Source organism: Porifericola rhodea (genome assembly GCF_030506305.1).
Classification (GTDB): Bacteria; Bacteroidota; Bacteroidia; order Cytophagales; family Cyclobacteriaceae; genus Catalinimonas; species Catalinimonas rhodea.
This window is the reverse complement of the sequence record NZ_CP119421.1, coordinates 2,313,984-2,329,286: the sequence shown is the minus strand read 5'-3', so window position 1 is coordinate 2,329,286 and position 15,303 is coordinate 2,313,984. Positions and strand designations below refer to the sequence as shown.

General features: G+C 39.6%; 15 protein-coding genes and 2 tRNA genes. 7 read left to right on the top strand and 10 right to left on the bottom strand.

What is annotated here, in order from left to right:
- Positions 1–45: 45 nt before the first annotated feature.
- A complete protein-coding gene (locus tag PZB74_RS09590) occupies positions 46–765 on the top strand; it encodes a DUF547 domain-containing protein (RefSeq protein ID WP_302242374.1) in 720 nt (239 codons plus the stop codon).
- 47 nt (positions 766–812) lie between these two features.
- Here the strand turns inward: PZB74_RS09590 and PZB74_RS09585 are convergent, their stop codons facing one another.
- Complete coding sequence (locus PZB74_RS09585; protein ID WP_302242373.1) at positions 813–1,358, bottom strand: 3-hydroxyanthranilate 3,4-dioxygenase; 546 nt, start codon at positions 1,356–1,358, stop codon at positions 813–815.
- Positions 1,359–1,790: 432 nt separating this feature from the next.
- Here PZB74_RS09585 and PZB74_RS09580 point away from each other — a divergent pair, with 432 nt between their 5' ends.
- On the top strand, positions 1,791–2,180 hold the full coding sequence (locus tag PZB74_RS09580; protein WP_302242372.1) for a response regulator: 390 nt from the start codon (positions 1,791–1,793) through the stop codon (positions 2,178–2,180).
- Position 2,181: 1 nt separating this feature from the next.
- Here PZB74_RS09580 and PZB74_RS09575 read toward each other — a convergent pair whose 3' ends face one another.
- Positions 2,182–3,327: an FAD-dependent monooxygenase gene (locus tag PZB74_RS09575; protein WP_302242371.1), complete on the bottom strand. Its 1,146-nt coding sequence runs from the start codon at positions 3,325–3,327 to the stop codon at positions 2,182–2,184.
- 92 nt (positions 3,328–3,419) lie between these two features.
- On the opposite strand from PZB74_RS09575, the gene PZB74_RS09570 reads away from it, so the two are divergent.
- Entirely contained in the window at positions 3,420–4,040 is a 621-nt protein-coding gene (locus PZB74_RS09570) for a TetR/AcrR family transcriptional regulator (protein WP_302242370.1), read from the top strand.
- Positions 4,041–4,058: 18 nt separating this feature from the next.
- Here PZB74_RS09570 and PZB74_RS09565 read toward each other — a convergent pair whose 3' ends face one another.
- The 3 genes from PZB74_RS09565 to PZB74_RS09555 form a co-directional block, all read right to left on the bottom strand.
- A complete protein-coding gene (locus PZB74_RS09565) occupies positions 4,059–4,694 on the bottom strand; it encodes a DsbA family protein (protein WP_302242369.1) in 636 nt (211 codons plus the stop codon).
- A gap of 97 nt (positions 4,695–4,791) precedes the next feature.
- Positions 4,792–4,863: transfer RNA gene (locus PZB74_RS09560), tRNA-Glu, on the bottom strand.
- Between the two features lie 64 nt (positions 4,864–4,927).
- Positions 4,928–4,999, bottom strand: a tRNA-Glu gene (locus tag PZB74_RS09555).
- Between the two features lie 259 nt (positions 5,000–5,258).
- On the opposite strand from PZB74_RS09555, the gene gap reads away from it, so the two are divergent.
- A complete protein-coding gene (gene gap, locus PZB74_RS09550) occupies positions 5,259–6,245 on the top strand; it encodes a type I glyceraldehyde-3-phosphate dehydrogenase (protein ID WP_302242368.1) in 987 nt (328 codons plus the stop codon).
- Between the two features lie 58 nt (positions 6,246–6,303).
- Here the strand turns inward: gap and PZB74_RS09545 are convergent, their stop codons facing one another.
- Entirely contained in the window at positions 6,304–6,804 is a 501-nt protein-coding gene (locus tag PZB74_RS09545) for a peptidase associated/transthyretin-like domain-containing protein (RefSeq protein ID WP_302242367.1), read from the bottom strand.
- 116 nt (positions 6,805–6,920) lie between these two features.
- Entirely contained in the window at positions 6,921–7,547 is a 627-nt protein-coding gene (gene pncA, locus PZB74_RS09540; protein ID WP_302242366.1) for a bifunctional nicotinamidase/pyrazinamidase, read from the bottom strand.
- A 208-nt stretch (positions 7,548–7,755) separates the two neighbouring features.
- Between pncA and PZB74_RS09535 the strand changes: the two genes are divergently transcribed.
- The 3 genes from PZB74_RS09535 (at position 7,756) to PZB74_RS09525 (ending at position 12,888) form a co-directional block, all read left to right on the top strand.
- On the top strand, positions 7,756–10,986 hold the full coding sequence (locus PZB74_RS09535; protein ID WP_302242365.1) for an FG-GAP-like repeat-containing protein: 3,231 nt from the start codon (positions 7,756–7,758) through the stop codon (positions 10,984–10,986).
- A 94-nt stretch (positions 10,987–11,080) separates the two neighbouring features.
- Complete coding sequence (locus PZB74_RS09530; protein ID WP_302242364.1) at positions 11,081–11,983, top strand: histone deacetylase family protein; 903 nt, start codon at positions 11,081–11,083, stop codon at positions 11,981–11,983.
- Positions 11,984–12,120: 137 nt separating this feature from the next.
- The gene (locus PZB74_RS09525) at positions 12,121–12,888 is read left to right on the top strand and encodes a rhomboid family intramembrane serine protease (protein WP_302242363.1); all 768 of its coding nucleotides are present in this window, start codon (positions 12,121–12,123) and stop codon (positions 12,886–12,888) included.
- On the opposite strand, the gene PZB74_RS09520 is transcribed toward PZB74_RS09525, so the two are convergent.
- From PZB74_RS09520 to PZB74_RS09510, 3 genes are all read right to left on the bottom strand, one after another.
- Positions 12,869–13,279: a T9SS type A sorting domain-containing protein gene (locus tag PZB74_RS09520; protein ID WP_302242362.1), complete on the bottom strand. Its 411-nt coding sequence runs from the start codon at positions 13,277–13,279 to the stop codon at positions 12,869–12,871. The genes PZB74_RS09525 and PZB74_RS09520 overlap by 20 nt on opposite strands.
- Before the next feature lie 167 nt (positions 13,280–13,446).
- Positions 13,447–13,830, bottom strand: a complete 384-nt coding sequence (locus PZB74_RS09515) for a hypothetical protein (protein ID WP_302242361.1) — start codon at positions 13,828–13,830, stop codon at positions 13,447–13,449.
- Between the two features lie 182 nt (positions 13,831–14,012).
- The gene (locus tag PZB74_RS09510; RefSeq protein ID WP_302242360.1) at positions 14,013–15,302 is read right to left on the bottom strand and encodes an ADP-ribosylglycohydrolase family protein; all 1,290 of its coding nucleotides are present in this window, start codon (positions 15,300–15,302) and stop codon (positions 14,013–14,015) included.
- Position 15,303 lies beyond the last annotated feature (1 nt).

The window sequence follows — 15,303 nt, the reverse complement described above, 5'->3', positions numbered from 1 at the left end:
GTAACCTTATACGTTATTTGTAAACGCACATCAACTTATAGAGATATGAAACATATTCTTATTTTTTTGTTTTGCAGCACGTTCATTTATTCTACGGTGGCGGCACAAAACCTCAATGCATTTACTCAGGAAACTCATAGTTTTTTCCAGACTTATGTCAAAAATGGCCTGGTAGACTATCAGGCTGTTAAGAATAATATGGAAGAGATAGCATCTCTATACCAGAATATCGGAAACATGAAACTTGAAGGGGTACAGGATAACGAAAAAAAAGCTTTCTACATAAATGCCTATAACCTGATTGTCATCCACCAGATCGCTAAAAACTATCCGGTGAAGTCTCCTATGGATATAGATGGTTTTTTTGACAAGCAGAAGCATAAAACAGCCCATGAAATGCTTACACTCAACGCTTTAGAAAAACAAAAGCTATTGCAGCCTTACCAAGATGCCAGAATTCATTTTGTACTCGTATGCGCAGCACAAAGTTGTCCACCGCTGGCAAGTTTTGCTTTTAGTGCCGATCAGCTAGAGCAACAGATGAAGCAAATGACAGAAAAGGCACTGAACAATGATGAGTTTATCCGAGTAAAAGCCTCTGAAGATAAGGTAGCGGTTTCTAAAATTTTTGAGTGGTATCAACAGGACTTCCTACGCTCTGCTGAATCTACCTTGGCCTATATTAATCAATACAGAAAGGAAAAAATACCCGAAGGCTACAGCTTAGGCTATTACGAGTACGACTGGACGCTTAATGATAACTAGTAGCAAGCAGATGTATAAGTTCCTGCCCTATACATCTGCTTTATATACTATTTGGCCTCTTCTGGCTGCTTAGGTGAAGAAGGTATTTCCATGTACGTGCCGCATTGATTGCAGGTACGTAAATCATCAGAATTATGAAATTTATTAATGATGGGTGGGAGTTGCTCTACAATATTTTTTAGTGGAAAATATTCTTCGTACAGCTTGTTTCCACAGTTTTCGCAAAACCACATAAGCCCATCTGTATGCTCTACATTTCGTTTCTTCTCAATTACTAAACCTATGGTGTTGGCGGGGCGTCTAGGGCTATGAGGCATTTTGGCAGGACAAAGAAAAATGTCACCTTCCTGTATCACCACATCTTTAGTTTCGCCATTCTCTCTGATTTTCACTGTAATTTCTCCTTCCAATTGGTAGAAGAATTCCTCTGTTTCGTTGTAATGAAAATCTTTGCGGGTATTGGGTCCACCGACCACCATTACAATAAAATCATCTGTATCTTCATACACCTGTGCATTGCCGACTGGAGGTTTAAGTATATCGCGATGCTCATCTATCCATTTTTTCAGATTGAATGCTTTTTTAACTGCCATTTGTAAATCAGTTTTATGTTATGTATTACAAACCTATTATCTGCCACCTTAACCCTAAATGTAAGACGCAGAAAAATAAAAAGCTGTATTTGATCGTAGAACCTAACAATTATTAAACACTCTATTTCTCTTTTCTACCTTTGTTTGAACTACAGAAAAACATGCTTTTTTATTATTTTGTGGCCCTAATTGAGCTCTCAGAAAAAATATATGAAGTTTTGAGCTTAATGCAACAGATATTAATTTGATTAAATGGGCTAATCAGCTTCTTTTGCTATTTGGTAGCACATACTACTTAAAGCTAAAGTTCAGTTTTCGTTTTATTTAACCTATAATACGACAGGACAGATCCATCATAACTAACGATCAACTTTAAGGGTTGCTTCTGCCCATATGAATTCATTATAAGAATATTAGTAAATTTGAGCTGCTATGATATTCATGATTGACGACGATGAAGATGCTCTGGAAATTTATTCTATGCTGATAGAGAAATCAGGCTATTCTGATTTTTTTATTACCTACAGTAGTGGAGTAGATGCCCTGCAAGCATTGCAAGAGATACATTCAGCTAACAAAAAATTTCCCAGCTATATATTGCTTGACCTTAATATGCCAGAGTTGGGAGGAGTAGACTTTGTGAAAGAGTATGAGCAGAAATTTTATGCCACTTATCCGTCTACCGAAATAATGATACTGACCAGCTCTGTGCGGGAAAAAGATAATGAGGAAGCCTTGCAGTATGAATCTGTGAGCAAATTTATTAGCAAGCCTTTATCTAAAGAAAAGCTCATTCAGCTGCTTACCGAAAGCGCCTCATGAGTTAGCTTAAGTCTACCCTATACAATGCCTCTAGCTGTTTGCTTTGTATGTAAGCTGGGGTAGCCCTAAGAAGTAGGTTACGCAAATAAATAGCAGCTCCATGTTCCCATTGCGATACTTTCCCCAGCATGCTGGAATTTTTTACAATTTTATGGGTCCGTGTAATACGCCTCTTTTCAAACTCTGCTAGTGCTTCATCTACCTCAAACTTTTTTAACAGATTAGCGAGTATTATAGCATCTTCAATAGCCATGCACGCACCCTGCCCCATATTGGGAGTGGTTGCATGCGCGGCATCTCCTGCTAATACGATTTTACCAAACGTGTATTGAGGGATAGGCTTCAGATCAATGATGTCATTAAGAATAATTTGTTCATCGCGGCTATGCTCCAGAATATCAGTAATGGGAGTGTGGTAATTCACAAAATGAGCTATCAGATCTTTAGCACTCAGATTTTTCATAGCACTACTACCCTCCGGAGCATTTACTGTTGCATACCAATACAGCTTATGCTTAGCTAAGGGTACTATACCAAACCTTCCTTTTGGTCCCCAGGTCTCTGAAGCCTGATGTTCACCAATAACTTCAGGAACATAATCAATGACTGCTCTCCAGCAAGTATAACCAGCATAGCGAGGCTTTACTGTAGGCATAAGCTGCTCTCTTACCGCAGAATGAATTCCATCATACGCAATTAATAAATCCGCTTCTGACTGGCTTCCATCCGCAAAAGAAATTTTGACACTATCTGAATTTTGCTCTACACCAGTAAAGCTTTTGTTTAGGTGTAGGGTGCCGGCCTGTAAGTCTTGTATAAGCACCTTATGAAGCGCTGCTCTATGTATTGAAAAGTTAAATGCACCATATTTTTTTTCTAATGGAGGAAGATATGTATGCGCAAGCTTACGACCTTTTTCATCCAGCACATACATATTCTTGAGAGGGTAACCAGCTTCTAATAGCTTATGATCCAGACCCAATGTTGCCAGCCCTTTTACCGCATTAACCGAGATGGTAATACCGGCCCCAAGCGCTTTGAGTTGTGGAGCTTTTTCATATACATGTACCTCAAATCCTTTTTGCTGAAGTGCAATAGCAGCACACAAACCGCCAATACCTCCACCTATGATGGCTATTTTTTTCATACACTAATAATTTTAGCCCTATAGAGCTAAAACAAAGGTATAAATTAATTTTTATATATTAGCTCCCAAGAGCTATATATTTTTCTGTCAATATGAACACCAGAACGAGAATATTAGAGACTGCCAGAACCTTGTTTAATAAGCAAGGCCTTGATAACACATCCGCTAAGAATGTGGCTGCTCAATTAGAGATGAGTGATGGAAATCTGCGTTATCATTTTCGCACAAAAGAGGACTTAGTGTATACCTTGTATATGCAATTGGTAGACACTTTTGACCAGCAGCTGAAAGCCTACCAAAGCGAGAAGTTTAGTCTATCACAAGTTTACCAGTCGCTGAAAATTATGTACACTAAACTCTACGACTACAGATTTCTGATGGCAGACTTTGTAGCTGTCATGCGTAAGTTCCCCAAAATACAACATCATTATCAGGCACTTACCCAATCAAGAAAACAGCAGTTTGGAAGTTTAACAGAAGCTTTAATCAAGGAAGGTATTTTTAAGAACGACATACCTAACAGCCAGTATGAACATATGGTAGAGCAATTAATTATACTGTCTGATGCGTGGATTGGTCACGCCGAGGTATTGTTTGAAGGAGAAGAAACTCAAAAACTAAGGCACTACGTGCTATTGGCTTTCAGCATGTTAGTCCCTTATTTAACTACCAAAGGAATGTATGAGTATATTGAGATTATGAGTAAGAGCTAAGGTTTGCCTCCTAAATATTTATACGACTCTGCCATCCAGTATTTGTTTTATACTCCCTTCAAGAACCTCATAAATCTGATACCCACGGCTTAGCAGATACAACTTTTGTCCATCTCTGAATAGTAATGTTGGAAAACCCTGTACCCCTATCTTTTGCACGAAGGCAAACTCTTCCCAGGTTTTTTGCTGGTATTTATCCTGCTCAAAAAGTTGAGTAAATACTTCAGCATCCAGTCCATGCTGCTCGGCAATAGAAGCCAGGTTTTGAACTTCGTTAAGACTTTTGCCATCATAGAAAAGCCACTTTTGGAGGGCATGAGCAAAGGCCACACTACTACCATTAGAGACTGACTTATATATAGTGAGAGCTTTGCTGGGGGGCGCTGAGTTATATATATAGCTTCCTTCTTCCAAAAGTTGTTTGAATGGCTCACCAAATTGAACAGAAGCACGTGATTCTACCGTTTTGAGCGCTTCTTTAATATAGCCAAAAGATTGCCCAATAGGCGAAACTCTCTCACCTGTCACCATACCACCGCTGTAAGCTGTAAACTTAATTTGGTTTCCAAAATCTTGCTCCAATCTTTCAATTACCGGGCTAAAACCATAACACCAACCGCACAGCGGATCATAACAATAAAGTATTTCCTGCATGTTCACTATTTATTCATCATTAAAATTCAGTGAGTATACGAGAGGTAGGATAAAAGGATAAAAAAAAGCCTTCACCAAAATTGATGAAGGCTTTAAGTAGTCCGTAGGGGAATCGAACCCCTGTTACCAGGATGAAAACCTGGCGTCCTAACCCCTAGACGAACGGACCGGGTCATGTGACCATTTCTCAAGTGCAAACAGTGAGAAAGTGATTTAAAATTAAAAGAACTAAGTAGTCCGTAGGGGAATCGAACCCCTGTTACCAGGATGAAAACCTGGCGTCCTAACCCCTAGACGAACGGACCGTTTTCGTTTTGAGACCGCAAATATAAGTAGCATCTGATAAATTGCAAAGCTTATCAGATTTTTTTCCAAAAAAAATTATCTTTATGTCTCTGATTCAACTTTCACATTTATTAACAGGCAGAATGTAAAACAAGTTTAGAATAATCTAGTATACTCGATTGTATATATATTCCCTGATATGAGTTTAAAACTTGATTGTAACGCAGGGGATTGTATTTTTGTCGAATAATTACTTTTAACTATAACAAAGACGCTAACATGAAAGTAGCTATCAACGGTTTTGGCAGAATTGGAAGATTAACTTTCCGTAATCTGCTTAACAAAGAAAACATTGAGGTAGTAGCCATCAATGACCTAACCGATACCAAGACTCTTGCGCACCTGCTGAAATACGATTCAGCTCACGGAATTTTTCCTCACGAAGTCACTTTTGACAGTGAGTCTATTACCGTAAACGGAAAAAAAATAACCGTACTGGCTCAGAAAGATCCTGCTGCTCTTCCTTGGGGTGATATGGGAGTTGAAGTGGTGTTAGAGTCTACCGGTAGATTTGTTGACGAAGAAGGTTCTAAGAAACACATAACCGCAGGCGCTAAAAAAGTAGTTATCTCTGCTCCTGCTAAAGGAAATATCCCTACAGTTGTATTAGGCGTAAATGATGATAAGATGACTGGTGATGAGCCTGTTCTTTCTAATGCATCTTGTACTACCAACTGCCTTGCTCCTGTAGCTAAAGTACTGAACGATAAATTCGGTGTACAAAAAGGCTTTATCACTACTATCCACGCTTACACTGCTGATCAAAATCTTCAGGATGGTCCTCATAAAGACTTGAGAAGAGCTCGTGCCGCGGCGGTAAACATTGTACCTACTACGACAGGTGCTGCTAAAGCTGTAGGATTAGTACTCCCAGAATTAAAAGGTAAACTGGATGGTAATGCTGTTCGCGTTCCTACCATTACAGGTTCTTTAACTGACCTTACTTGTGTACTTGACAAAGAAGTAACTATAGAAGAAGTAAATGCTGCGATGAAAGAAGCGGCTGAAGGGCCTATGAAGGGTATACTACAGTATAGCGAAGACTTACTAGTTTCTTCAGATATAGTAGGAAACTCTCACTCTTCTATCTTTGACGCTCCTTCTACAAGTGTAAATGGAAACATGGTTAAAGTGATTTCTTGGTACGATAATGAGGCGGGATACTCTGCAAGAACTGCTGACTTGATCGCAAGAATAGGTTCTTAATAAGACCGTACACTTATCAGAAATGAGAAGAGGTTGCCAAATGGCAACCTCTTTTATTTTACTCCGATTTTATCTCTATAAGTTTCGATTTCCAAATTTCGGGCACCTCATCAATACTCATAATTTTTAATGAGTTTTCATCCGCTTGAGCAACTGTTTGCCCTAAAGTTTCATTGATTTGCATAGTATCTATCCTGTACATAGCACCAGTAGCAGGGTCAACAATTAGAAAGCCAATAAGCCCTCCAAACACTATATTTCCAAAATACCACCCATTAAGTGTAGCAGTAATTGGTACTGTCTTAGCCTGATAACCTTCTTTAGTAAATTTTATTAAGTATTGCGCTTTGCCAAAATAGCCCGAGCCAGACTTTAGATAGATATTTGCAGGTGTTTGACCAGAATACACTTCTCTGCCCTTTTTGTCAGTAATTGTTACTGTGGCATTATTCGGAGTACTGTTGAGTGAAACCGGATAGCGCGTTTTACTAACAATGCTGGCACAACTACTAAGATAAATCAATAAAATTGAGAAAAGTAAAGTGTTAAGTTTTGACATATAAAAGGAGTTTATGTATTAATACACAAATTTACCTTTAGAAACACTTATATTTTTTACAAAAAAGAGCAATAACTCACAATATCCAAATTACTTAATTATTGCAAATAAGTAGATTAGCTAATCATTTTTACCACATCTCTACTTAGCATTACTTGAGCTCCTTTGCTTCTCAACTCTTCCATCGCCTTATCAAAATCGCCTTCCTTAAGATTTACTGCACGAGTAGCATCCTGAACAACTATGGTATCAAAACCTTCTTCAAGGGCATCCAGCGCAGTAAATTTTACACAAAAATCAGCGGCCAGTCCTGTTACAAAAACCCGTTTTACGCCCTTATCTTTCAAGTAATTGCTCAAACCAGTTGAACGTTTGTGGCCATTGTCGTAAAAACCACTATAGCTATCTATTTGCTTGTCAAGGCCTTTTTTAACGACGGTAGCAACTTTATCCATTTTTAAAAGACTTGAGAACTTTGCCCCCTGGCTACCTTGTACACAATGCACTGGCCATAGCACCTGATCTAACCCGCCTAGTACAATATGGTCGCCTGGTTTTTTCCCCTCGTGGTTAGCAGCAAAACTTCCATGATCTTTGGGGTGGAAATCCTGAGTAGCCACAATTAATTCAAAAAACGCTTGTAAGTCATTTACAATCGGCACAATCTGATCTCCTTCCCTCACTTCTAACGCACCTCCAGGCAGAAAATCATTCTGTATATCTACTAAAAGTAAAGCATCCATGTTTTCGTATTTTATGTTGAAAAAGTAATACTTAGCTTAACCACTAAGCAAGTATTTTCTAGTTAATAATAATCTATATAAAATTCTTGCCAAAGCTTTTATTCTTTCTCCTACGAGACATTACAAAGGTTGGCTTCTTCATACTGTTAAGCCGCTTATCATCAGCACAATACCTACCTTGTCTGTTTGAAAAATTGCACCTAATAAGATGAAGCAAGTTAGCAGATATCTATTCGTTTTTGCCATTCTCATGGCGAGTATTCCTACTGCATTTGCCCAGACTCCAGTCATAAAAAGCCTGGATAAAACTTATGCCACGGTAAAAGAGGTTCTCACCATAAGTGGAAGTGGGTTTGGAACAGATGAAAACAATATTTTAGTTATGTTCGGCGCCGCCACTGGCGAAGTACTTGAGCTAAGTGATACGAGCATTAAAGTAAAAGTACCAGCTGGAGCTACCTACGGAAGCGTTTCTGTGCTCCGTCTGGATAGCCGACTGACGGCTTACTCGCCTAAAAACTTTATGCTAAGCCACGATGGCAACACCTTTGATCAATCTCGTCTGGACGACGGCCCCTATAGTTTTCCCTCCTCTGGTACGGGCTTGTATAACAACTGTATGTGTGATTTCAATATGGATGGAAAGGTAGACATTGCTACTTCAGACATTGATGATGATAAAATAACAGTACTGGAAAATATTTCTCCCGATATTAATTCTGTAGACTTTACTCAAAGAGAGTTTGACGTAAATACAAAAACTCGTTGGGTACGCTGTGGAGATTTGAATGGAGACGGTAAGCCAGAACTGGTTTTTTCGGCAGCCAGTAATGCTTCTAACTCCGAGCGCATCTATATTTTTGAGAACAACAGCACTGTAGGAGGAGCCATCTCATTTGCTTTACCCAGTCCTGCCATCTCGTATACTGCAGATGGTACATTGTCCGCACGTATGGATATCAAAGATCTGGATGATGATGGTAAACCTGAAATTGTGGTTGCCTCTATTTCTAACGGAGGAGGTATATCTGTATTCAAAAATATAAGCACCGGAGGTGTTACAAAGTTTAACAATATCGCTATTCTGCCATTTGACCAGTTTGGTATTGATGATGAAAAAATAAGTGGTATTGACCTTGAAGATCTGGACGGTGACGGGAAAGCAGATATTATCGTTTCTGAAGATGAGAAAAGCGGCGTATATATCATTAAAAACAGTAGTGCTGGTGGTACCATAAGCTTTGATTCTTATAGCACGCTGAGTACTTCAGGTTTAACTACCAATATGCGTTCAGGCGACCTGAATGGTGATGGGAAACCCGAAATAATTATTATCAACAAGGACTACGTTGGTGTTTTTAAGAACAATTCTGTAATAGGAGATATCTCCTTTGACAATGCTGTGCGTTTTGATCAGATTCCTCTAGATGGTAGAGAAGGCTTAGAACTTGCTGATCTGGATGGTAACGGGATGCTAGACATTACTTATTCCTCGTCAACCGATGATAGAGTAGTTGTATTACTAAATAATAGTACTTCTACCAGCCTTAATTTTAACGACAAGGAGGTTATTAATAGAGGGGAAGGCATACAAAGTGTACGGGCTGCTGACCTGAATGGTGATGGTCTACCCGATTTGGCATATACTGGAGTGGACTCCGATGAAGTACATGTACTGCTCAACCGTAACTGCATCAAGCCTGTATTAGAGCCAGTAAATGGACTAGGCGTTTGTGACGAACTACCCTACCAGCTTTCTGTTACACAGGGTATAGCATTAACTTACAAGTGGGAGAGTTCAGCAGACGGCAATACTTTTACTGAATTAGCGATTGCTACCGACTCTACCATCACTTTTACTACTGAGAATGAAGCCTACTATCGTGTAAAAATTTCTTCATCTAACAATGGGTTTGATTGTAATGAAATTGTATCCAATGTAGTACAGGTAGTAAGACCTGATGGTTTTGTACCGGATAAACCTACCATTATAGACAAAAATCCGGAAGAGCCATTTTGCTATGGAGACCGGGTTATACTTCGCGCACAAAATGTAAACGCACGTTTCTTCTGGGAGGGTCCAAATGGATTTGTTTCCAATGAACAAAATCCTGTTATCGATAATGCTACAAAGGAAAATGAAGGTCTATACGTTCTCTATGTAAAAGCAAGCGAAGAAAACGGTGGCTGTGTGAGTGATACTAGTAGCACTTACATAAAAGTTAGCGAGCCAGAATCTATCAACATTACTTCTGAAGATCCTCTGGCCATTTTTGAAGGTGGCAGTGCTACGCTAAAAGTAAAGGAAGTTAGCGGAAGCACTTACAGCTGGAAGAAAGACGGCTCTACTATTAGTGGAGCTAGCAATACTACGCTAACTGTAAGCCAAGCAGGTACCTATGTAGCTGTTATCCGCAACGAAACCGGATGTACCAAGGAAAGCGCCCCCATAGAGGTTGCGTACGCAGAAGTGGACATTCCTGAAGATATATGCCTTAATGAAACACTAGATGTGAGTATATCACCGGCTACGCTTAATGGAAAAGAGATCAGCTACCGATGGAGTTTTGGGGATGAGGCTGCCCCTAAGAGCGGTGCTACATATAGCCATATTTTCTCAGCAGCGGGGGAATACACAATAAAAGTAGAAATTTTAAACGATAGTAAGCAGGTAAAAGACAGTTATACTCAAGAAGTTGAAGTTATTGATATTCCTTCACTGAGCATTGAAACGCCAGACAGCCCTAATCTGTGTCCGGAGGCTACTGTAAAACTATTAGCTAATGAAGGTTTCGCTTCATATGCCTGGGATAATGGAGAAAGTGGCACTACAATTACGGTTAATGAACCGGGTGAGTATATACTAACTGCCATCACAGAAGCCAATTGCACAGAGACCGCGAGTATTACTGTTGTAGAAGCGGATAATCCGGCAGCTGAAATTACTGCTGACGCTGATAGAATTTCTTTAGGAGAGAGCATTCAACTGAAGGTAGAAGAAAACGATGACTTTACTTATGCCTGGTCGCCAGCTCATAATATGGATGATAGCACCGTACACAACCCTGAAGTACGGCCTTTAGTTACCACAACTTATACCTGCATAGTTACCAATAAGGAAGGCTGTCAGACAAGCTTATCATATACAGTCAATGTAGACCGCTCTCTGGATGTAGAGCCAGATCAGGCATTTACACCCAATGGAGATGGAAGACACGATGTTTGGTATGTAGAGCGTATGGGCCTGTTTCCTGACTGTAAATTAACCTTATATGACCGTTTAGGTAGCAAGCTACATGAGATAGAGAATTATAGTAATGCCAATGGTTGGGATGGAACTATTAATGGTAAGGTTATGCCAGAAGGCGTGTATTTCTACCTGATAGATTGTGGAGAAGAAGCTGGCACCAAAACAGGTAGCATTACAATAATCAGATAAGCCTTACCCGGCTACATGCCGTATATTTCTTATAAAAGCACGAACTCAATCGTGCTTTTTGTGTTTCTGCTATGAAATTAAGCTTATCAACTATATGCTGAAGATTGCCTGGGCAGAAATTTATGCTCACCCATTACCTGAAAACCATCGTTTTCCGATGATTAAATACGAGCTCATTCCCGAGCAACTATTATACGAAGGCACAATTACAGATGAAAACCTATTTACACCCCACGCTCTAAAAGAACAATACATTACAAATACCCATACTGAAGAATACTGGCAAAAACTCAAGAATCAGCAATTAACAAAATCTGAAATCAGAAGAACTGGTTTTCCTATGTCTGAACAACTGGTTCAACGCGAAATTACAATTATGCAGGGCACACTACAGGCAGCGTTGTTCGCGCTAAACTACGGGGTAGCTTTCAACATAGCCGGAGGTACTCATCATGCTTTTACAGACCGTGGAGAAGGCTTTTGCCTACTTAATGACATTGCCATAGCAGCTAACTATTTGTTAGACAACAAGCTGTCTAAGAAGATATTGGTAGTAGATTTAGATGTACACCAGGGCAATGGTACAGCAGAGATTTTCCAAAATCGAGCAGAAGTATTTACCTTTAGTATGCATGGAGCAAAAAACTACCCTATGCACAAAGAAAAATCTGATTTGGATATTGCCTTACCAGATGGTACAGGAGATGAAGCTTACCTTAAGTTGTTAAAGGAAAACCTGGCTCGACTTTTAGATGAAGTACAGCCAGACTTTGTTTTTTATCAATCGGGGGTAGATGTGCTGGCATCTGATAAGCTTGGGAGACTAAACTTAAGTATAGGAGGCTGCAAGGAAAGAGATAGAACTGTGCTCAAAAGCTGTCAGCAAAGCCATATACCAGTAGCATTGAGCATGGGTGGTGGATACTCCCCCCAGATTGCACAAATAGTAGAGGCGCATGCCAATACTTATAGGCTTGCTCAAGAAATTTACTTTTAAAGCTTTGGCCTTAGCCAAATAAATTTTAGTTATTTTCTGAATTGAGAAAACCCAAATTTTCTTATCATAGTTATTCAATGTAGACACTTACTTCTTCAAAAGTAAGATAACACTCTAAACGCATTAGAACTTTCTCTTTGATAATTGCTCAAAAACATAGTGAGAAATTTATATTCCGCAAAAGCGTAGTAATAGCTACTGGCTTCGTGTTTTTGTTATGGTTTATCAAAGCATTAGAAGATAGTATGACTCTTGATTTTGGTGTCTGGGGGATCTTGCCAAGATCTATTACTGGTTTGGTCGGTATATTCGCAGCTCCTCTGATTCATGGCAGCGCCCTTCATCTTCTATCTAATACCTTTCCTTTAATCTTACTGCTGGTTGCAGTCTTTTACTTTTATGACAAAATAGCTGCCGAGGTTTTTCTATGGATTTATTTTGCTACTGGTTTTTGGGTATGGGTAGTCGCCAGACAAGCTTACCATATCGGCAGCAGTGGTTTGGTCTATGGGCTTGCAGCATTTTTATTTTTTAGCGGTATTTTTAGAAGAGATGTACGTTCTGTGGCAGTAGCACTTGCCATTGCATTCATACATGGAGGTATGGTCCAAGGCTTGGTGCCGGGCGATAGCAGTATCTCATGGGAATCTCACTTACTAGGCTCTATGGCTGGCATTTTTTGCTCCTTTTATTTTCGTAAAGCGCCGGACCTTCCTTCACACAAGATTTCCAAACCTCCTACTGATGAACCTTATAAGACGATAAGCAGCACATTTGAAGGGTATAGTTTTTCTGAGCAGGCTTATGCTTATACTTTCAAGCCCAGCGTAGATAAAGAAAATATGTATGAAATTAATCTGGAAGTAGAAGCAGTAGAAAAAAATTCTACTTCTTTAGAAATTTAAAGGCTTGCTTTACTGATTTATTACCTTCAACACAGTCATTACAGCTTACTATTAATAAATAATAACCAGAAGGATAATCTGCTGTAGCAATTTTCAGGCGACTGGCATCAATTCGCTCCATATTAATTGGCATAGAAGAACCTAATATACTTCTAATTTCAATATTAATGTCAGAACTGTTAATTAATGAGGGGGATACCAAGTCCAGGCGAACAAAAATATTTTCCTGAGCTGGATTAGGATATAGTACTGCATCTACCTCACCTTTATCAGAACTCTCAGCATATACTACATCAAACTTATTCTCCATAGCATTAGCATCAGCTGATGACATCGTGCCAGGCAGAATAAATAGTGTAAGTAGTAATATGGTTAAAAGTCCTTTATGCATAAATGCAGTTCCTTAAAACAGTATATATTTATACTGGAATTCAGACTACTAGGTTCTAAAAAAATTCTCTTAATTTCAATAAAACTTTGAGGCAAACGTTACACCCCCTTCAATTAAAGCTCTTCCTGCCGCCTCAAAGTTGATATTTATTTTATTTAACACTGATTTTATTCGTCGTTAAGGCTTGATTCCAGCAGATCTATTTGTGTATTAATTCTGGAAATAGCATCTTCAATAATAGAATACGCATTGGACCAGTCCTTGGCTTCAATATTTTCCACTTCTGAGATACGATTTTCTATCTTTCTTTGCTCCTCTCTAAGCTCATCAATCGCAGACTGAATGTTTGCGTTAGCAACAGAGTTAGTATCGTCTGTTGTATCCCTTAGCTTATCTAGTTTGCTATCTATCTCGTCGTTTCTTTTCCTGAGGTTGTTTAGTTCAGTTTCCTTGTAGTCCTTATAAAATTCTACTCTAAGGTCAACTGCTTTTTTAGCTTCCTCTTCGGCTTCCTGTACTTCTTCTCTAGCCTCAGCTATTTTCTTTTCCACATCCTCTAAAGTGAGTTGTCTACTGCAGCTACTTATAAGTACAAGCAGCGCAAAAAATATAACCTTGTACATGTTCATCATAAAAGTTGATTTAGATAATTTCATTAATCAACTTGGATACATGGTGTTTTGTTAACAATAGTACGATGTCCTTTAACGAAAAGGCGAATTAAGCTGGGAGGTCAGGCATTGATAATTTTGTTTGTCAGCTTCTCTGCCAGGGTTTCCAGATCTGTTTCCAACATACCTTTGTTTACCTCCAGCACTTGATTCACCATTTTATCAGGTAGTCTATCGGCACCGTAATATGCGCCTAGTATGGCTCCGGTAACGGCAGCTGTAGTATCATTATCTCTACCAAAATTTATTACAAATGCCAGGCTCTTTTCAAAATCAAAATCACAGAAGAGCAAAGCAGTCAGGTTAACCAGATGTATTTCTCCGGCATGAAAAGGCATATCCTGGTTTTTGCTGTCCAACAGTTCATAAGCTTTTTGCATCTGCATCCATTCCAGTGTATCTTTTTCTCCGGGAATATTTAACTTATGGGTGTTGAGTCCATCCATTTGGAACTGACGGGCCTGGTAGACTATGCTGCGAGCATCTTTTAGCAGCCGGTATGCTGTTCTGCCTACCAGACGACTTTTGAAATACCCCTGAGGGTCAATATCCCGGACAGAATTGATAATAGTAGCAGGTGTAGCCTCAGGGGCCATGGCAGAGGACACCAATGCCGCTGTTAAAGCGCTAATATCTCTTGCATAACCTAAATCAAATAAGCTAAGCCTGTAGGCCTCTTCGTAAGCTTTTTTGGGAGCAGCAGGATAGAAAGCACCGATGGAAGGGGAATAAAGCATTCCGGCGCAGGTCATTTCTCCACCGTAAAATTTGCTAAGAGCATAGGTGTATGCCTGTAGGTCATCTTCTACAAATGGCTTTGCCACCATTGCCCACTCCTGTAGCCAGGCTAGCTTTCGTACGTTTACCTCAAAAGGTTCAGGGTCAAAACTTTCTGTCTTTTTAAGTTCTGCAATATCGTTTTCATACTGTTGAATAATGTGCCGTGCAAAGTCGTGAGCATTTAAGTTTGCCCAGGCTGTTTGGTTCAACAAAAACTCACCCATAAACTTTTTCCAGCGTGTATCATCTGTAGTACCCCCTGCCGGCAAATTAAATACCCAGGTACCTTCTGCTGAAGGCTCACGTACCATAGTGTCCAGGTCGTTGACAAAACCATACTCAATTCTGATAGCCTCCCGGCTCCACATTTCGGTAGGCGCACCCATAGCATCACCAATAGCCGAGCCAATAAGCATCCCCAGCACTTTATCTTTCACAAACTCACGCTCAAGCGCAGGTTTAGAAGAACTTACTTCCTTGACTGTATCCTGAGTAGTTTGCCGGGGCATCTGTTCTGTATTACAGGCTATAAGGCTGCTTATAAATAGTATAGAGAGAAATACTTTTTTCACT

Bases quoted from the DNA above. Each gene is read 5' to 3' on its own strand.
- PZB74_RS09580 (WP_302242372.1), top strand. From the start codon at position 1,791: ATGATATTCATGATTGACGACGATGAAGATGCTCTGGAAATTTATTCT.
- PZB74_RS09520 (WP_302242362.1), bottom strand. From the start codon at position 13,279: ATGCATAAAGGACTTTTAACCATATTACTACTTACACTATTTATTCTG.
- PZB74_RS09570 (WP_302242370.1), top strand. From the start codon at position 3,420: ATGAACACCAGAACGAGAATATTAGAGACTGCCAGAACCTTGTTTAAT.
- PZB74_RS09530 (WP_302242364.1), top strand. From the start codon at position 11,081: ATGCTGAAGATTGCCTGGGCAGAAATTTATGCTCACCCATTACCTGAA.
- PZB74_RS09575 (WP_302242371.1), bottom strand. From the start codon at position 3,327: ATGAAAAAAATAGCCATCATAGGTGGAGGTATTGGCGGTTTGTGTGCT.
- pncA (WP_302242366.1), bottom strand. From the start codon at position 7,547: ATGGATGCTTTACTTTTAGTAGATATACAGAATGATTTTCTGCCTGGA.
- PZB74_RS09535 (WP_302242365.1), top strand. From the start codon at position 7,756: ATGAAGCAAGTTAGCAGATATCTATTCGTTTTTGCCATTCTCATGGCG.
- PZB74_RS09585 (WP_302242373.1), bottom strand. From the start codon at position 1,358: ATGGCAGTTAAAAAAGCATTCAATCTGAAAAAATGGATAGATGAGCAT.
- PZB74_RS09590 (WP_302242374.1), top strand. From the start codon at position 46: ATGAAACATATTCTTATTTTTTTGTTTTGCAGCACGTTCATTTATTCT.
- PZB74_RS09545 (WP_302242367.1), bottom strand. From the start codon at position 6,804: ATGTCAAAACTTAACACTTTACTTTTCTCAATTTTATTGATTTATCTT.
- PZB74_RS09565 (WP_302242369.1), bottom strand. From the start codon at position 4,694: ATGCAGGAAATACTTTATTGTTATGATCCGCTGTGCGGTTGGTGTTAT.
- gap (WP_302242368.1), top strand. From the start codon at position 5,259: ATGAAAGTAGCTATCAACGGTTTTGGCAGAATTGGAAGATTAACTTTC.